This window comes from Pseudomonas sp. LBUM1660 (genome assembly GCF_059695935.1).
The window spans coordinates 912,741-929,232 of the sequence record NZ_CP166795.1 but is presented as its reverse complement, the minus strand read 5'-3'; the positions used below and the strand labels follow the sequence as shown (position 1 = coordinate 929,232).

At 59.4% G+C, this 16,492-nt stretch carries 26 protein-coding genes and 1 other RNA gene; 2 read left to right on the top strand and 25 right to left on the bottom strand.

Annotated features, from left to right (window positions below; all coding sequences use genetic code 11):
- Positions 1–89: 89 nt before the first annotated feature.
- The 13 genes from ACA068_RS04245 to ACA068_RS04185 form a co-directional block, all read right to left on the bottom strand.
- Entirely contained in the window at positions 90–470 is a 381-nt protein-coding gene (locus tag ACA068_RS04245; protein WP_497307876.1) for a phage tail assembly protein, read from the bottom strand.
- A 1-nt stretch (position 471) separates the two neighbouring features.
- Entirely contained in the window at positions 472–819 is a 348-nt protein-coding gene (locus ACA068_RS04240) for a phage tail tube protein (protein WP_497307874.1), read from the bottom strand.
- A 13-nt stretch (positions 820–832) separates the two neighbouring features.
- Entirely contained in the window at positions 833–2,308 is a 1,476-nt protein-coding gene (locus tag ACA068_RS04235) for a phage tail sheath subtilisin-like domain-containing protein (RefSeq protein WP_497307872.1), read from the bottom strand.
- Between the two features lie 6 nt (positions 2,309–2,314).
- Positions 2,315–2,554 (bottom strand): DUF2635 domain-containing protein, encoded by a 240-nt coding sequence (locus ACA068_RS04230; RefSeq protein WP_497307870.1) that lies wholly within the window; start codon positions 2,552–2,554, stop codon positions 2,315–2,317.
- Positions 2,555–2,562: 8 nt separating this feature from the next.
- Positions 2,563–3,120, bottom strand: a complete 558-nt coding sequence (locus ACA068_RS04225) for a phage protein Gp37 (RefSeq protein WP_497307868.1) — start codon at positions 3,118–3,120, stop codon at positions 2,563–2,565.
- A complete protein-coding gene (locus ACA068_RS04220; RefSeq protein ID WP_497307866.1) occupies positions 3,120–3,632 on the bottom strand; it encodes a phage virion morphogenesis protein in 513 nt (170 codons plus the stop codon). The genes ACA068_RS04225 and ACA068_RS04220 overlap by 1 nt, the downstream gene beginning before the upstream one ends.
- Positions 3,632–4,132: a gp436 family protein gene (locus ACA068_RS04215; RefSeq protein ID WP_497307864.1), complete on the bottom strand. Its 501-nt coding sequence runs from the start codon at positions 4,130–4,132 to the stop codon at positions 3,632–3,634. Before ACA068_RS04215 ends, ACA068_RS04220 begins: the two co-directional genes overlap by 1 nt.
- Positions 4,132–4,452 carry an HI1506-related protein gene (locus ACA068_RS04210; RefSeq protein WP_497307862.1) on the bottom strand — a complete coding sequence of 107 codons (321 nt, stop codon included), beginning with the start codon at positions 4,450–4,452 and terminating at the stop codon, positions 4,132–4,134. The genes ACA068_RS04215 and ACA068_RS04210 overlap by 1 nt, the downstream gene beginning before the upstream one ends.
- 12 nt (positions 4,453–4,464) lie before the next feature.
- Entirely contained in the window at positions 4,465–5,367 is a 903-nt protein-coding gene (locus ACA068_RS04205) for a Mu-like prophage major head subunit gpT family protein (protein WP_497307860.1), read from the bottom strand.
- Between the two features lie 26 nt (positions 5,368–5,393).
- A complete protein-coding gene (locus tag ACA068_RS04200; protein WP_497307858.1) occupies positions 5,394–5,792 on the bottom strand; it encodes a hypothetical protein in 399 nt (132 codons plus the stop codon).
- Positions 5,789–6,859 carry a phage protease gene (locus tag ACA068_RS04195; protein WP_497307856.1) on the bottom strand — a complete coding sequence of 357 codons (1,071 nt, stop codon included), beginning with the start codon at positions 6,857–6,859 and terminating at the stop codon, positions 5,789–5,791. Before ACA068_RS04195 ends, ACA068_RS04200 begins: the two co-directional genes overlap by 4 nt.
- A 270-nt stretch (positions 6,860–7,129) precedes the next feature.
- Positions 7,130–8,260: a phage head morphogenesis protein gene (locus ACA068_RS04190; RefSeq protein ID WP_497307854.1), complete on the bottom strand. Its 1,131-nt coding sequence runs from the start codon at positions 8,258–8,260 to the stop codon at positions 7,130–7,132.
- Positions 8,260–9,798, bottom strand: a complete 1,539-nt coding sequence (locus tag ACA068_RS04185; protein ID WP_497307853.1) for a DUF935 domain-containing protein — start codon at positions 9,796–9,798, stop codon at positions 8,260–8,262. The genes ACA068_RS04190 and ACA068_RS04185 overlap by 1 nt, the downstream gene beginning before the upstream one ends.
- Positions 9,799–9,917: 119 nt before the next feature.
- Here ACA068_RS04185 and ACA068_RS04180 point away from each other — a divergent pair, with 119 nt between their 5' ends.
- A complete protein-coding gene (locus ACA068_RS04180) occupies positions 9,918–10,388 on the top strand; it encodes a hypothetical protein (RefSeq protein WP_497307852.1) in 471 nt (156 codons plus the stop codon).
- Between the two features lie 44 nt (positions 10,389–10,432).
- Here ACA068_RS04180 and ACA068_RS04175 read toward each other — a convergent pair whose 3' ends face one another.
- The 11 genes from ACA068_RS04175 to ACA068_RS04125 form a co-directional block, all read right to left on the bottom strand.
- Positions 10,433–12,106 carry a terminase large subunit domain-containing protein gene (locus tag ACA068_RS04175; protein ID WP_497307850.1) on the bottom strand — a complete coding sequence of 558 codons (1,674 nt, stop codon included), beginning with the start codon at positions 12,104–12,106 and terminating at the stop codon, positions 10,433–10,435.
- Positions 12,106–12,633 (bottom strand): DUF3486 family protein, encoded by a 528-nt coding sequence (locus ACA068_RS04170; protein ID WP_497307848.1) that lies wholly within the window; start codon positions 12,631–12,633, stop codon positions 12,106–12,108. The genes ACA068_RS04175 and ACA068_RS04170 overlap by 1 nt, the downstream gene beginning before the upstream one ends.
- Position 12,634: 1 nt before the next feature.
- Positions 12,635–12,946: a hypothetical protein gene (locus tag ACA068_RS04165; RefSeq protein WP_497307846.1), complete on the bottom strand. Its 312-nt coding sequence runs from the start codon at positions 12,944–12,946 to the stop codon at positions 12,635–12,637.
- Complete coding sequence (locus tag ACA068_RS04160; RefSeq protein WP_497307844.1) at positions 12,943–13,323, bottom strand: hypothetical protein; 381 nt, start codon at positions 13,321–13,323, stop codon at positions 12,943–12,945. Before ACA068_RS04160 ends, ACA068_RS04165 begins: the two co-directional genes overlap by 4 nt.
- A 2-nt stretch (positions 13,324–13,325) precedes the next feature.
- Positions 13,326–13,940 carry a DNA-packaging protein gene (locus tag ACA068_RS04155; RefSeq protein ID WP_497307842.1) on the bottom strand — a complete coding sequence of 205 codons (615 nt, stop codon included), beginning with the start codon at positions 13,938–13,940 and terminating at the stop codon, positions 13,326–13,328.
- Positions 13,937–14,440, bottom strand: a complete 504-nt coding sequence (locus tag ACA068_RS04150; protein WP_497307840.1) for a lysozyme — start codon at positions 14,438–14,440, stop codon at positions 13,937–13,939. The genes ACA068_RS04155 and ACA068_RS04150 overlap by 4 nt, the downstream gene beginning before the upstream one ends.
- A complete protein-coding gene (locus ACA068_RS04145; RefSeq protein WP_497307839.1) occupies positions 14,437–14,787 on the bottom strand; it encodes a hypothetical protein in 351 nt (116 codons plus the stop codon). Before ACA068_RS04145 ends, ACA068_RS04150 begins: the two co-directional genes overlap by 4 nt.
- A 57-nt stretch (positions 14,788–14,844) precedes the next feature.
- Entirely contained in the window at positions 14,845–15,291 is a 447-nt protein-coding gene (locus tag ACA068_RS04140; protein ID WP_497307837.1) for a Mor transcription activator family protein, read from the bottom strand.
- On the bottom strand, positions 15,288–15,692 hold the full coding sequence (locus ACA068_RS04135) for a gp16 family protein (RefSeq protein ID WP_497307835.1): 405 nt from the start codon (positions 15,690–15,692) through the stop codon (positions 15,288–15,290). The genes ACA068_RS04140 and ACA068_RS04135 overlap by 4 nt, the downstream gene beginning before the upstream one ends.
- Positions 15,689–15,970 carry a hypothetical protein gene (locus ACA068_RS04130; protein ID WP_497307833.1) on the bottom strand — a complete coding sequence of 94 codons (282 nt, stop codon included), beginning with the start codon at positions 15,968–15,970 and terminating at the stop codon, positions 15,689–15,691. The genes ACA068_RS04135 and ACA068_RS04130 overlap by 4 nt, the downstream gene beginning before the upstream one ends.
- Positions 15,971–16,038: hammerhead ribozyme type II (locus tag ACA068_RS04125), an RNA gene on the bottom strand.
- Between the two features lie 85 nt (positions 16,039–16,123).
- Here ACA068_RS04125 and ACA068_RS04120 point away from each other — a divergent pair.
- Entirely contained in the window at positions 16,124–16,315 is a 192-nt protein-coding gene (locus ACA068_RS04120; protein WP_497307831.1) for a hypothetical protein, read from the top strand.
- On the opposite strand, the gene ACA068_RS04115 is transcribed toward ACA068_RS04120, so the two are convergent.
- Positions 16,295–16,483: a hypothetical protein gene (locus ACA068_RS04115; RefSeq protein WP_497307830.1), complete on the bottom strand. Its 189-nt coding sequence runs from the start codon at positions 16,481–16,483 to the stop codon at positions 16,295–16,297. The genes ACA068_RS04120 and ACA068_RS04115 overlap by 21 nt on opposite strands.
- Positions 16,484–16,492: the final 9 nt, after the last annotated feature.

Below are 16,492 nucleotides of genomic sequence, written 5' to 3'. Positions count from 1 at the left end.
TCAGGTACTGGAGCATCTGGCTGAGTGGCCACTGGTGAATCAGTGGCAGCGCTTGCCCGGTGCGCAGAGCCAACACCAGGCAGGCTTCTTCAATCTTGGCCAGGTGCTTTATCAGTTCGCCCCCGGTCACTCAGCCTTTCCGCAAACACGGCGGCGTCCAAGGCAGAGGCCTCATCGACCAGACGGTCGTAATCCTCCAGGTGCAGGCTTTTGAGCTGCGTGATGGACATCGGGCCCTGGAGCTTGCCGATCTGCTTGATCTGGCGACGCAGGATGTTCAACGCGACCGTCTCGGGACTGAGCACCAGGCGCGGGCCATCCTCGGTCGCCAGCACGCGCTCGCTTTCCAGCCGGGCATCGATCAGATCGCCGGCCCCCAATTCGCGTAGTGTCACGTCGTATTGCAGTTCGGCGTCATCACCTTTACCGAAGGTCAGCCCGTGTTTCAGGCGAAATTCATGCTGGGCCATGTCAGACCTCCTTGCATTCGATGGCGGCGAATTTGACGTCCACGTCACCGCCCGACAACTTGGCCGGCTCGGTGCACCAGGCGCCAACGAGCATGTAAGTGAGGCCGATGTCCGTGACAAACTCGACTGTGGCGTCCTTGATCTTGTTGATGTCGAGCAGACTGTCGCCGACGCCCAGGGGAATCTTGCATTCCACCGTCGGCTCTTCGACGGCCTCGGTGTAGCCGTAGACCTCATAGCCCTTTTTGGTTTCGCGCTTTACACCGCCCGGATTGAGGGACGCACCATCGAGCGTGCGGTATTCCTTGCCGTCGACGCGGATCTTGGCTCGGCCTGCAAATTGCGTCATAGGGATTGCTCCTTTAGAGAATGAATTGGATCTGCATGGCCATCAGACGGTACTGATTGATCAGGTCCGGGTGGGCCAACACATCGAGACGGGTCGGGTTGTCTTTATTGCGCTCAACGATGAGGGAGGCCTTGTACTGCTCGAAGTTCTCCACCAGGCCTTTGGCTTCCAGCTCAGTGAACAGCGCCAGCAACTGGGCACGGATAATCGACGGAGTGACCACTGCCTGACCCGGCGCAAAGCGAGTGCCGTCGTCAGCCAGTTTGTGCCGGGGAAAGCGTTGCTGAATGCGCGACCGCGTGGCGTAGCGGATGTAGCTCAGGTTCGCCGGGGTGTTGATGTCCAGGTAACTGGGGTCCGGCTGGCCGTAGCTGTCGAGCTGGTAGGTGGTGATCTCGCGCTGGATCTGCACCAGATCACCCGGCCCGACGCTATGGGTCGCGATGCCGTCGTGCAGCAGCAGGTTGTTTTCCGGCGTATCCCAGCGCAGGCTCTTTTCGGCGGGCAAGATCCCCGGCAGGACCAGCGTTTGCAGCGGCCGCGCAGGATCAATCGACAACGACTGCGAGGCGATCAGGCCGTAAACCATGGCCCACTGATAAGCCGGCTGCGGCGCGATGTTGGCCCCCATGCAACTCATCAAATAGCCGTTGCGGCTATTGCCGAACGTGCCGGTCGTTGCATGCGATCCCCGCAACGCCGTAAACGTCAGCGAGTCGATCATGCGCATCGGTCCCCAACGGGTGACCAGTTCCTGCTCTAGGGCGTTGAGGTTGGCGGTGTCGGTGTACGGCATGATGATGCTGTTCCACCACTCATCACCAAAGGCCGCGATAGCGTCGACGACGTTCGGGTTAGCCGCGCCGCCGGCCATGGTGCCAATGGTCAGCGCCGTACCCGGCGGAGTCACTTCCCCAGGGTAATAATTAAGGCGCACATCAATGTCGTTGCCGGTGAGGCCTTTCCAGCGGCACGTCAGTTTGACCGTGGCGGTGGATTGGGCGTCTACCGTGGCGGTGACCGCCAGGCGAGTATTAACGTTGACCGTGGCCGCGATGGCCGTCGCGATGACGTCGGGGGCATCGCCGCTGGCGACGCCGACCAGGACTCGTTCACCACCAACCAGCAGGTACAAAGTGCCCGCGCTGGTGGCGGCAGCGGTGACGTTGATCGTCATACTGGCCGCCGCACCCGCCGGGGCGTCATCGAGCGCAATGGCCCAGGTCTCGATGTAGCTGTTGGCCGCTTTGCCCAGGCGGAACATCGAGGCGAGCATCGAGCCGCGTCCGAAAAACTGTTCGGCCTGGCTGGCTTTGGTGACCCGCACGGCCTTGCCTGCAGGTTGGGAGCCGTCCGAGGCGCGCTGCCCTAACACCAACACTTTCCACGCCAGTGCGGGCGTGCCCTGAACGGCGCCGCTGTTGTCGATTTCAATCGAGACCAGCGGCACCCGCAAGTCGTTGGGAATCTGGTTAAACGAAACGGACATGCTCGGTTACTCCGCTGGGGTTGGGGTGGTGGCCGCTGGCGCCGGTTTGGCGGACTTGGCTGGCTTGGCTTTTTCCTTGGGATCCGACCGCTCGATGTCGCCTTCCAGTTCGCGACGGCGCCAGTAGCTGCTCCAGGTCACGGTCTCGCCGGCCGGATCGAGCAACTGCCCATTAGGTTTGCGCACTCGCAGGTCGCCGGTTGGCTTGATCGAAACGGTGTCGCTGTCTGGTGTCGGCTTGCTCATGGCAACTCCTACGGATTCGGGTTAAGAGAAATGAACGCCTCGGCCAGCGGCTTGCCGTCCTGCTCGTCTTTGGGCACGACACCCCAAGAGGCGTATAGATGTTCGAATTCGGACAGGTTTACCGTGCCGGGAGCTGGTACAGCCACGCGGGTGTGGAGGGAGACCAGGGCAACGTACAGACCTCGCTCACGCAGTTCATTGAGCTGCATGAACTGATAACCGGTGGCGTACCAGGCGCCGCCCGGCCTCGGCGCTTCGTGCAATTGCGCCAGGCAAGACTCGACCATCTCGTACAGACCGATCACCCGTTGATCACCTTGACGCGCTGCAGCAGGACCTCGGGCGTTGCGGGCCACCAACACGATGGCGAATGGCGCGTTAATCCTGCCGTCATCCGTCACGCTGCCATCCTGCCCCGCGACATAGGCCGCCGGGGCATCGAGCCCCCAGCGCGTCACCAGATCTTTGTCCGGTACGTCCGGCAGGCTGGCCACCATCCGCAGACGCTTGCCCAGTTCGCTGTTTTTGAGGGTGTCGATCAGTTCGTTTTCCAGATCACCTAACATCAGGCACCTCCCGGTGAAGCCGTGCGAATCAGGTTGCTGATGTGGTGATTAACCAGGTCGAGCATGTCGTCCTGGTCATCACTGTTGATGCCCAGGTAGGGGCGGGCCGTAATGGTCACGGAGGGTTTGTTCATCCATCCCAGCCCCGGAATCTGGAAGCGCAAGCCCTTGCTGGTTTTGGCGGTGATGGTTCCGCCGAACTGGTGGATGGCTGCGTAGATGCGGTTACTGCCCCATTCGGCGGAGTGGTCGTCGGCACGGCTGGTGATCGAATCCCCCAGGTGGCCGTCCTTGGTCAGGGTCTTGCCGCCATAGAGCTGGACGCGCAGGCTCGGCTTCCAGCGCTGGCCATCCGGCCCGGTCTGGGTGCCGAAACGCTCGCGGGTGCTGTTCTCGCCCAGGAACGCAATTTTTTTAAGCAGTGGTTGAAAATGCGCGCCGAGTTTTTTCAGTTCGGCGAACAATGGCTGGAGCTTGGGCAGCTCGTCGGTGACTTGAAGACTGATCGTCATCAGATAAATCCCCGGCTACTGTCGCGGCCGAACGCCCGACCATCGCTGACCATCTCGGCGGTGGCTGCCGGTTGCGCACTGGCCCCGGTGGTGGTGACACCGAGCTGAACCTTGCCAACCGAGACACCCTCAAGGAACTTGATGCTGTCCTTGTAGAGCGTCTCGATGGACTCGGTTGCCCCGTCGTCATAGAGGAAATAGCGCGCCAGTTGGCAGGCGATACGCTCCAAGACTTCCGGGACATTGCTCAGCGGCAGCTCATAACGCCCCGCCAGATAGCTGTTAATGGTTTGCTCTGCATCCTGCAAAGCACGCTCGATTTTGGCCAGTGCCACGCCTGCGGCGGCCTGTTCGTCCGGCGCGTACCTGGACAAGTCTTCACCGCCTGCGGTTTGCTTCAACAGATCGCCGTAGACCAGGGGCGGGACGTTGGCGTCAGCACGCTGAGCAATTTCCTCGGCGTTGTAGCGCTGGAGTAACTGCGTGGCACTGGCGTACATCAGGCGTTTCCTGCTTCGGTGTCGGTGTGGCCTTCAGCGTCGGAGGCCGTTCCGCCATCCGGCAGTGGGGCCAACTCGATGCCACGAATGCTCAACATCGACTCAGCCGCAATGGCCTCGACCTGTGCCTTGCTCAGGTCATCGAGGCGAAAATCCTGACCTTCACGGGTGAACTCGATACCGGCCCGGCGAAAGGTCGGGGTGAAGCTACGGACGTTGATGCCCTGCACCGTGCCCTGAAGATCGTCGTTCGAACGAGCGGCCTTCACTGTCGGCGCCGTGGCACGGGTTGAAACCGCCGGTTTGTTTTTCGAAGACATAATTCGTTCCCCTTATTGACCGGTCGAGCCGAAGGCCAGTTGCCAGAAGCCGTAGCCCGAGGCACAACGTGCTTCGGCCCCGAACTTGTATTTTTTCTGGTTGAAGACGTCTTCGGCTTCGGGATTGGTCTGCTGCACAAACACCGGGGCTTTGCGCTCCTGGTACACGAACGGCAGGATCGGTTTGGTGGTATCGAGCAGATACCAGGCCGTGTCGGACTCGATGCGACCGTCCACCACAAGTTCGGCGGTGCCCTTGTAGATGTTCTCGCTGCCGTCATCGAATTTGCCGTTGGTGAGCAGCGCTCGGGCGGTGTCTTCCATCGCCGGGCCGACCAGCAGCACGTTGGGACTGATGTTAAGCGAACGGCCTTCGTCATCCTTGAAGCGTTTCATGGCCGAGCGCGCGGCACCGTAACCGGCCATCGCCAGTGCCTTGGTCGCCACCGACAGGGGGGCCGTGCTTTTGTTACTGACCGACTGACTGCCCACCGGGTGGTCGGTGTCAAAGAAGTACTGGCCGTCGTAACACAGCGCGGTAAAACCCTTGTTCACGGCCTCATAAACGATCTCGTCCGGCAACTGTGCCGACGAAAATCCGGCCATCTTGGCCTGCGGTTCATAGATGCCCAGTTGGTCGTCTTCAATGTCGTTCCGGTCGACCTCGACCGTGGCTTCGAAGTCTTCGTTGACCACGGCGTACTTGTAGGCCGCCAGACTCTTGACCTGTTTGGCACCGATCCAGCGGCGCATCTTGGGAAAATTGCTCAACCAGGCATAGTCGTTCTGCCCAGTGGTGGACGGCACCTTCATGGCGATTTTCTGCCAGGTGGAAGGCGCCGTTTTGAACGCGGTGTTAAAGATGGTTTTCAGGCTGACGAATGCCGCCTGAATACTGAGTTTGTTGACCAGCATGTGGGGTGTCTCCCTTGATTAGCGGGTTATTCGATCCAGACGCCGTCGGCTTCGATGCAGACGACGCGGCCGGCGGCGGAGCGCGTGCCGCCGCCATCGGTCAGCGCCACCGTCTGGTCATCCACGATGTAGGCGGTCTTCATCAAGGCCGCCTGCACCACGGTGCCGTCGTTGGCCCACTTGAATGCCCGACGGCGGCGAACACTTACGCGCTTGGCGCCATTGGCGCCGCCCGTGTTGTCGACTGACTCTTCGGCGCGACCGAGGTACATCAGGTTGAGCGCGGAGGTGCCCGGTGCGCCAAAGCCGGTGGCGTTGGCCACGACCAGGGCACCGGCATGAATCACCACCCCGGCCGCGACCGGCACGGACAGCACACCGGCGTCTTGCAGCGGGGTACTGCGATCACTGGTTAATGCCGTCATTGGTTATCTGCCTTCAAGGTGGCGAGGTAGTCGGCCGGTGCAACACCCATTGCTTTGCACACAGCTAGGGCTTCCGCGCCCAGCTCCTCGATGGTGGCCGGGATGACGGGTGTGCTCAGGGTCTGCTGACCCTTGAGTGCCGCAATGGCCGGGGTTTTTTCCAGGTACGTTTTGAGCGCGGCGACGTTGCTGGCGCCCAACTCACGTGCCCAAGCCTCCTGCACTGGCAATAAGCGACCGTCGGACAAACCGGCTTTCACCAGATCGTCCACCGCACCACCTAGCTGGTTGGCCTTGAGCGCCGCAACGTCTCCCTTCAAACCTTCGAACATGGCAATCGGCACGTACTTGGCCGGATCAACCCCTTGGGCCTTGGCGGCGGCCAAGGCCTCGGTCAGTTCCTGAGTTTTGCTCGCGTCGGTTTTGAGACCGGTCAGTGCGGTCTGGATATCTTCTTCAGTGGCGTCGCTGGATAATCCCAGCAGCGCAATCAGGGCTTCTTTAGTCACACGGGTGTGCTCCTTTACAGGGGTGGTGGCCGCCGGAGGGGCCGTATCGAATCGAGCAGCGGCCAACGCCATCAAGGGCGCCATGCCATCAAGTGCGGGGAAGTTGGTCAGGGCAACGTGGAACAGGTCCAGGACTTCGCCGGTTTCCGGGTCATAGCTGAATACCGGACTGAGGTAGCGGTATTCCTTGGCTTTAACCATGACGGCGGCGCTGTCGGTCCAGTCGACCTGCGTCGAGAAAAGGCCTTCGCCCTCGCGCCACTCCAGCGACGCACCTTTGAACCAGGCAGCGGCGGGTGCGGGTTTGCCGTTCTCGGCGCTGTTGAGGGTTTGGTGTTCGTAGTCCATCACCACGTCAGTGGCACGGGCGGACACCTGGGCAATCACACGAGCGGCGATCTGCGCATCAATGAACCAGTGACGTGACCGCACGTCGAATGGTCGACCGTCCCGCGCCTTGAAGGCACCCGATGGGAAAAGCTGGACGGCAGCGCCCGGCGCCTGGATCTCAAAGGAGCAGGTGGCGATGGCGGCGGTGGGGATCGGTTTGGTTTTCATGCCGCCAGTGTGTGGGGCATGACAATGGGCTTATAGATTGAGCGGGTTCAGTAAGAACCTACGGCTCGACCATCACCTTGGGCACGACAAAGCGGTCGTTATGTTTGAACTACCGCAGATGGCAGTCGCTTCACATCCTCGGCAAGGCCGTTAAAAGCCCGTTAGAAACGACAACAAGGTCTGCGCTAGGGCGATGGTAGCCTAAATCGAGTCAGGCGCCGCGTATCGCGTTACAGGCGCCTTGGCGTTTTACGGGCGCATCGGGCTTTATCAGGGGGGGATCGTGGTGCTGCGCTGCAGGCTGGCCAGGTGAATCTCGTGCCCCAGTTGCAGCAACTCGACCACCGTCACGCGACCAGGCTCATCCAGCCGAAAACGGAGCGTGTTGGGTAGAGCGCTGGGGATCTCCAGTCCGTCATCGAGCACCGACTGCACCAGGGCGTAATCCTCCAGGATGATGGCCGGATGCTCAGCCAGCTGTTTAGCCAGGGCGGCTTGAGACATCGACAACAGTTGGGTCTTGCCGCCGAGCCGAGCCGCCAACCCGGTTTCCAGTTGAGCCAAGGCAAACGCTCCCACCGGTTTCTGATACCAGGTTGCAAAGGCCGGACCGCTGACCAAGTTGGCAACGCTGGCCCTGGTGATGGCCGCAGGAGCCGACTCCAAGGTTTCGATCAGGTGCTGACTCAACCCCGCACGACGCCCCCCCGGAGGATAGTGGAAGGACGGGCTGACGCCAGCGGGGATCTGTTGGATTTCCCCGGTGCGCTGATTGATGTGAGGCACCAGAGGCACCTGCGGTGCAGGTCCCACCGGGCGGCCCAAGCGCTCGACCTGCCGTGGTGTTTTGGCAATCACCCGGCACTTGCAGCCGTAAGCCTTGATCGGAAAGTGCGCTTGCCAAAAAGGGTCGTCGACCGGCAACAGCAGGTTGTCCCAACCCGAATGTTCGTGATTAGGGTGCGCCGAGTTGTTGGCGTCGTACTGCAAATATGGGAAGGCCTCCTGATTGTCTTGGATGCGCTGCCACTGCCCTTCGCTGTGCGCCGTGCGCAGGTTGGTGTCATAGATCACCTTGAGCCGACGCGGACTGCCCAGTAGCACCTCCTGCACTTCGCCGGTCAGCGGGTCGGGCATGTCCTTGCGGCCCCACCAGCCTTTGGCTTGCAGCGCCGGGGTCAACGTTTTGGCAAACTGCTGATAGGGGATGCCGTCCACCAGGGCAACGTCGACGGCTTTGCGGATGTCGGCCAGGATGTCCTGTTGCATGACCTTGGCCACCGTGAAGGACGCCTGGTGTTCGGCTTGCCAGATGTCCCGGTAATCAAAGCCGAGGGCAAAACCTTTCTGCTGAAAGTACTCGATGGCTTCTTTCGGGGGCACGGCGACCAGGTCAATCATCAGACCGCCCCCGTCCGGCCAGCCACGCTGGCGGCAAACAATCCTCGGCTGATTTGCTCGGCCAGGTCCGTGGCATCCATCAGCGGCAGGAGCTCCGGCAACCGGGCCTGAAACTCCTCCAGACTGGAGCAGCGGGCCAGCAGTTGCTGCACCGGGCCTTCGATCATATGGGCCACCGGTTGCCAATGACTGGCCATCGATTCGGCCAGATCGCCGAGTGGATCGCTCGCGGTAGTGGTTTTGAGGGCCGCCACACGTGCCGCCGCCGAAACCGGGGCAGTAGGCGCAAGCACGGCGCCAAGCACCACGTCGTCCTTGGCGGGTTGCGGGATGCGCAATTTGTCGTGGGCCCAGGCAGCCGGGACCTGCATACCTACCCCAATGAGTTTGGGTAACGCCTCGGCATACACGGCAAGATCTTCGGCCTCGACCAAGTCAAACTGGAAGCGTGGTAAACGACGTGGATCTCGATCACCACCTTTATTGAGCGCCAGAAGCGGGTACAGCAGGTACTGGCGCAAAGTCGTGGCGACTTGTTTGGCATCGCCTTTAAGCAAGTCGTGGCGTACTTCGTTGTGTACGTTGCCCAGAGCGTTGGTGCTGCTGGCACCGTCGGCCTGGCTGGTCAGCGTGCCACCGAGAATTGCTTTGGACATGGACTTTTCAGCCCACTGCACCATCCAGTCGAAAGGATCGTGGGTGCCACTGGCCGCCGCTTTGAAGTCGACTTCCATGCCTTGAGGAATAATGCCCGCCGCGTTGTGCCCGATACTGACCACAGCCCGTAGCAAGGTCGCTTTTTCTTCATTGGTAGCGCCGTTGGGGTATTTGCCCAACCGGACGGGCAAACCATAGATTTCGAGAAACTCGGCCAAATCGCGCACGGCGTAGTTTTTGAATAAGTACGGCCATGCCAGCACGCGGAACAAACCTCCACGAGCGATGTAACCGGATTTGGCCTTGTGCCCATGGACGATCCAGCCGAATGGGTTGAGCGCTGCACCGTCTTGGCTACCATCACGCAAATGCAGCTGAGTTCGGGTAGCTGCATCCAACTGAAACCAGGACGACTCGCGATAGTTGAACGCGCTGGGAAGCCACTCGTTACCGTAGCGTTGCCAATCCAGCTCGGTGCAACTGAAGCCTTTACCAATGGCGTCGAGCATGTCGAACAGCAGATCCTCAAAGTCCGGAAGATCGAGCAGGACTTCGTTCAGCCAGTCGCATTCGGCCTTTTCCGCTGCCGTGGGATTGCGTGGGGGGACGACGGCCCATTCCACGGTGGCCAGTGCCCGACGACGCTTGCCGATTTCCGCCAGCAGGTGCGCGTCTTTTTCCTCCATGTCCTGGAACAACTCACACTGGGCTTTAATATCGCCACCTTCGGCTGCCTTCAGAATAGCGGCCAATTTGGCCGGGGTCAGTCCGCTGGATGGGTGCTCGGCGAATTCCTCATGCAGTTGCGCCAGACGCGAGGTCTGCGGTTCGCGCAAGGTCTGCTGCTCAAAGGGTTGGCCGTTAATGTCTACGATTGCCATGTTGGCTCCTTGCGGGCACCGTTGGTCTTAAAAGGGTGCACGCTCGGAAAAGGACTACATCCCGAGCGTTTGGGACGTAATTATCCTGCGCGCTTAGCTCAATATTTCTGGACGTTTTCATGTTAAGTACTTTCTTAATCCTCAATTCACGAACCAATGAGCTGATCGCTCGCACACTCGCGGTGTTCCAAGCAAGATCCGCCGATAAAGCTCTGATTAAAAAAAAGGAGCTTTTTAAAGTTATCGAAAATATTCAGACGGAGTTATTCGAGGTCCAAAGCGCCTACACGGCTTTGTCGGCCGACAAAGACGACCTTGAACAGCAATACGAGAATCTGAAGGCTTGGGCAGAAGATTGCTTGAGTTATGAAAAATACGTGTTGCCAGCAGGCAGCTATGTGTATCGCTATAAATCCGCACCCAATGAAGCCGCCAAAGAGTCCTATTTGTGCCCTCATTGTTATGAGAACCATACCAAGTCGGGACTGCAGGCGGCGCAAACGGTGAATTGGTACTGGATGCTCAAATGCCATACTTGCCATGCCTCAATTCGTGCCGCCTTTCATGCCTCTATGGGGAACGCCGGGTAACACAGCGTATGCGTTTGGTGACGGCACAATCTTTGGCACTACGCCTAGAACGCGCCACTCCAACCTCCAGGCTGGTCGTCGGTATCAACATCGCTCCACCGATCAGCGCGGGCCGGGGCGGGGATGTATTCGATGAGCCCACCTTCCATAAAGGACGCGCGTACCGCCATGACCAGCGCCACGGCAAAGTCACCGTGGCGCTTGCCCTTGCCGTCCCTAGCATCTAGATCTTTCTGTCGGCCCTTGTCGATCACGGGAATGCCGTTCACGACCTTGATATGCAGCAAGTCATCGAGTGTGCTCTGGTGACGGGGCACCAGCAGGTTAAAGGCTTCAAACTCGCCTTTGAGTTTGGGCATCCAAAGTGCGTACCAAGCTTGGCTTAAGTTGACCTGGTCAACGGAGCCACTGCCGTATTTGAGCGCAGCTTGTTCTGCGAGATAGCCACCGTTGGCTGTGGCGTCGAATGCGGCACCTGTGCGGCGAGGCAGGCGATCCATGATGTAAAACAACACCTGGCGCTGTTGCTCATAGGTCAAGTTGCGCAACTCGACCACAAAGGGCACGCGCTTGCGCAAGCTGGGGGCGATGGCCAGTGGGACAAATACGGTCAAGTCCCCGCGCCGGGCAAAATCTTCGCCCAGGACATGACGGTCAGTCAGGTTGAGGCGAGCTAGCTCAGGCTGCAGGTTTTCCACGCACCATTGCTCGACCTCTGCCTCACGCATCTGTGGGGTCCAACTTTCAAAGCCGGCCGGTGCCTCAAAGCGATAGATCCGGATAGAGTGGTCGGCGACCATGGACGCTTCGATCAGCACCCGCGACAAATAGGCGCCACCGGATTTTTTCGGCACGCAGCCGTATTCCTCGGCGGCGCTTTCCGGGTTGGGGGCGTTTTTGTAGAGGGCGTCGCGCCAGGCTTTTTCGGCCTCCGGCGACCAGTCCTGGCCGGTGACAAAGCAGATCCGCTGATACAAGCCTTCGGCAATCGCGGCATCCAGCGTTATGCGGTGGATGCTGTAGTCCTTGCGACCTTCGCGGGCGTCATTGATGTAGGTGTTGAAGGCGTTGTCCACGCCGTTGTGCGTACTGATCAGTCGCACCTTGTTGCCCCACATGGTAAGGGCCAAGGCAGCCTTGAGCAGTTCCTCCAATGATTCATGGAAGGCCGCTTCGTCGATCACCACGTCACCCTGCAAACCCCGCAGGTTGCTGGGACGTGACGACAGCGCCTGAATCTTGAAGCCGCTATTGGGGAAGCGGATCATGTAGGCGAGAATTTCTTCTTTCTTGCCTTCGTCCCAGAAGGTCTGCTCGTAGACGTCGGCCTCGGCCAACTGGTTGAACGCCTTGGCGAACAGCGCACAGGCGGCGATGTACTCCAAGGCCATTTCCTGTTTGCTGCCGACGTAGAAGGTATTACAGCCCCGACGGGTTCGCGGCTTGGCGGCATTGATCACGTTGCGGCCGGCTTCCGCCCAGGTCAAACCGGTCCGGCGGGATTTCTCCGCGATCATGATTGGGCTTTGATCCTCGAACCAGCGCTGCTGGTAGCTGAGAAACACCGGTTCATTGGCGGGCTGAGCGTCCACCATCGACTGCGGCACCACCACGCCGTGCAGCTCCATTTCCACAGCGAGGTCGATCTTGCGCGGGGCTGACGTGGCCGTCATACCCTTGAGCTGGGACGCACCCGTCGTTGCGACTCGGGCGGCCATCAGGCTTTACCCAGCAGAATGCCGCGAATACGGCCTTCCAGCGCCTCGCTCATGCCATCAGTGCCGCGCAATTCTTCACTGACGGCGTTCGCGGCTTCCTGGGCAAACTGTTTGCGGACGGTTTCGCGGTGTTCGGCTTTCCACTTTTGCTGGGTGACACTGGCGCGCCCCAGTTCGGCGACGGCCTTGGCCACCTTGCTGACGTCCATTTTTCCATCGCCGGCCAGCAGTAAACCGAAGATTTTTTCCTGCACCAGGCGGGTCAGCGCTTCATTGACGGCGCCCTCGTCATCGGGCGCCGCTGCCACCACCGCTTTAGCTTGTTCGCTGGCCAGTTTCAGCGCGCTCAGCCGGCTTTCAAAGTCCTGGCCATAGCGTTGCAGCGCACTGCGACTGATGGCAAAACCGCGCCCGACCAACTCATTGGCCAGCGCCTCATACTCGCTGAAGTTATTCTCGGCCAGTGCTTTGTCCAGCCAGGCTTTGACGCCCGCAGGCAGCCCCGCGACTTTGCTTCTAGGAGGCATATCAAACGCTCTGCGAAGGCCGGGCAATCCCCGGATTGCAGGGAATGGTGTATTCGGCGATGTCGACGCCGTAATGCGTCAGCCCCACAATCCACACGTCGCTGGGTTGTTTATCCAAGGTGACCAGGCTGCGATCTTTCAGGTAATCCAGTTCGCGTCGTACCTCATGTTGGGTGGCGTCGGGATAAATCCCCTGAATGGTCGACAGCACCAGCGCTTCGTGGGGGTCGACAGGGCGCGAGTTGTTGAGGGTTAACAGCAGATACCAGCGCATCGACTCTCGACGAGAACGAGCCATATCAATCATGTTCATGCTTTCGTGCTCCGCTCTTGGATGACTTCGAGCTTGGTAAAAACGCGGTCGATCTTGGCTTCGAGAATGGTTTGATTACGTACCCAATCTTCTCGGCGAACGTATTGGAGCGGCAGTTCGGCCTGCCATCGGAGAAACGATTTTTCCAGTTGCTGGACCGCTTCGGCGTCCTTGTCCTGACGTTCCAGCACTTTGGAAAAGTTGTCCTCCCAATGTTTACTCGCTTCCAGTCGGGCTTTTTCCTGCCCGGTAAATCGCTCGTTGAGCCGGCTTTCAAACTGCCGGAGCAGCAGCTTGAACAGGCCGAACACCAGCGTGGCGAACACTCCCAACAACGACAGCGCCCAGCCGATCAGTTGGCTGAATTCCATTTGCATGCTCATTTCCCTGTGACCTGATCAATTAAAAGGCCCAGTTGGGTGGCCGTGTTTCGGCAAAGCTCGGCGTACCGGAGATGATGGGCCAGGAGTCGAGATTGGCTAATACCGGAGTTGAGCTGTTCAACGGCCCGGGCGTTTTCGGGCGTTGCAGCAGCTCCGCCGGGATTTGTGCGGGCTGGCACTGCGGCACCGGTGGCTTCGTCGTAAACGCGCACCCAACCGGCAGTAAACACACAGTCAGGTAGAGGCTTAGGCGGCGCATCAAGCGCTTCGCGATAGAGGTCATTAACACGGGCAATCTCTCCGGAAAGGCGGTCGGTGGTGGTTCGGTTTTGTCGTTGTTGGTCGGCAAGGGTTGCGGCCAGCCGATCGGACCGAGCCTGTTCGCTCTGGAGCAATCGCACCGCGTCTTGGGCGCTCTTTTCGTTAGCGCGGGCCAGTACAGCTTCGGCGATGGCGTGTTCCAAGCGCAAATTGGCCAGGGCGGTGACGCCAATCGATTGGGCCTCGGTGAAGCCGTTTTTGTATTGCGCGTGGCCATACAGCAGGAGCGTGGCCACGCACAACACAGGCATCAGCCAGCGAGCTAGTGTCTTCATCCAGTCGAAGTTCATAGACCGGCCTCACACAAACGCTGTTCGGCGGCGCGGCGCAGTACCAGTCCTTTGAGGCGCTTGCCGCCCGCCGAAGTCCAAGCCGGCAGCTGTTGACAGGCTTCGGCGATGCGGCCTTCATGAAGCAGACGCAGCACCGTGGAGTTACGTCCGTCCTTGAGCCAGACAAAGCCGTCTTTGACACCGGGCTGGCCCGGTCCAAGGTTGTAAATGAACGACAGAAAGCCGGCTTTGGTGGTCGCTGAAGCTGCGCGGCGCACAGGCTCCGGTACGGCCTGATCGAAAACGCGCTCGGCCTCTTCGAGCCCTTGGCGCGTCAATTGATCGCACTGCGCAGGCGTGGCGGAATCACCGAGTTTCACACCCTTGGTCCAACCGTCGCAGATGGTCGGAATGCCGACCGGATCGACGTAGGCCAGGAGATTGCGGCCTTCGAAATAGCCCACTGTCGGAATAGCCAGGCTGACGGCCAAACTGACCGCCTTGAATTTATTATTCATGCCGCACCGCCGCATGCGGCACGCAGTTCCACCAACCGCTGTCGACCGAACTCCGGAGCAGACTTCTTGAGCGAGGAAACACGTAGCGTTGGCCGGTGCGGTGATGGATCGCTGAGGCGAGATTTGTGCACGAGACGCAGGTGCTCTTCCACCTTTGCTGCTTTATATAAGGCCAGTTTGGTCAGGTCGCGAACTTGGGCCCGCATCTCAAACGGACAGGCTTCAAAAATTTCGCGTTGAAGGGCGACATCACCGGCAGCCTGAACGATCAAGGCGGCATAGTGACGGGGACGATTGAGGACGCGGGGCGATTGACTGTTCATGCCGCCAGTGTTGATGGCGGCCATGATTCAATGTAGATAAAGAGGCTTCAGTAGACTGCTAGAGCCCGCTGTGGACGGGCACTAATTCAGCAAGAGCGGGGCTTGATCGAACAGGTCAAGTTCGGGATGAGTAGGCGTTTTGAGGATTTCCCAGATTCTTCGATCACTCAGTTTGTTACTGCGCGCCAGCTCGGCCACCAAGGTGTTGGCGCTTATGCCTTCGCGCACGCCCTGAACAAACTGGTTATTGATGTCATGGTCACGCAAGCAGCGTAACGCCGCGTCACAACGAGGGATGTACAGCTGCACATTGGCCCAGCGCTGAGCCATAATTTCCGCCGCTTCAATCCCGATCACGTTGACTAGGGCCGCGTGACGGATGATGCCTAAACGACGTTTGCCCTGGGCAACGGGCCACGTTGTTCCTCCCAGTTCGTCGACCAGACGCTGGGTGGCTGGCATGCCAATGGCATCGGCAATTTCCAGCACCTGCCGTGGCAGCATGCCTTTAACCTGGTCGATGTTCATCGGGTCGGTCTTCCTTTGCGTTGGGCGTCGTAGGCCAACGCGGCAATCAAACTGCGCAACTGGTCAAAGTCGCACCATTCAACCCGCTCAATTTTGAACATGCGCAGGGCCATGGCGTCGGCATACTCCCATGGCCGCGAAGCTTCGGCCAGAAAAGCTTCGATCTTGCTGACCAATTTTTTTCGCTCGGCGGCTGGGTTAGGAGCTGCTCGACTGGTCTTTTGCGCAATCTTTGGCACCCAACCAAGGCGGACAAACTCGGCAATGACAGCGACAATTTGGCGAGGGGACAAGTCTTTGGCTGAGCGCACACCGGCTACACGAGAGAGTAGCGCTCGGTAGGTGTCGTCATCCAAGCCCAGTTGTGATTTGGCGATGTGAATCTTGGCGAGGCTGCTCATGCGATGGATCTCGGGTCGATGGCGTGCTGGAAGGCGGACGGGTCGCGGCGAGCCATAGAGGCCATGAAGCGAATGCACAAGGTCAGTGCCTCGGCGCTTTCTTCAAAGCCTCCGGTCTGGCGAATGCATTCAATATCAACGGCCGTACCGGAGCCGATGACCAATTTCAGCTTGGTCGCGCCGATGGCTTGTAGACGCTTTTTCTTGAGCGCCCGGCATCGCGCCGAGCGGTCGCGACTCAGACGCTTTTTGCGGTCGTGCTTGGATTCGTGGGACATGTCTGGCTGCTCATCAGTACCGGACAACCACGTCCGGCAGACCAACCGGTGACCGGGTGGTTTCGCTATTTGAGTGAGGACTTGTCTAGGCGGGCTAAGCTGTGCGTGCAGGCTAGAGATCTGCGCACTATTTACCCTTACTGGAAAGTCCTCATGAATGAAGAAACACAAGTAAAACTGCTGGAACTTGCTGTGGGCATTACCCGTTCATTAATCGAAGCGAAAAACCTTTCGACTAGTTACATCGCCGCTAGGGACACACCACGAACCAAAGAGACGGATCCTGCGCAGGCGGTTAGCTACTACTTCAACCACCTCAAATCATTAATGGAACCCAACACCTAAGTTCCGCCGCTCGTAGCTGCTGGTCCTGGACATCAGGGCCAACAGCAAAACATCCGTGCTGATTCCGACCTCCAGCGCTGGATAGTGCAGGTCAATCAATGCGTTGATTTCCTGTGCCAGTAGCAGCTTCTCCTCAGGCGTTGGCTCGCGGTAGCTTTCATCACTCATAACTCTTCT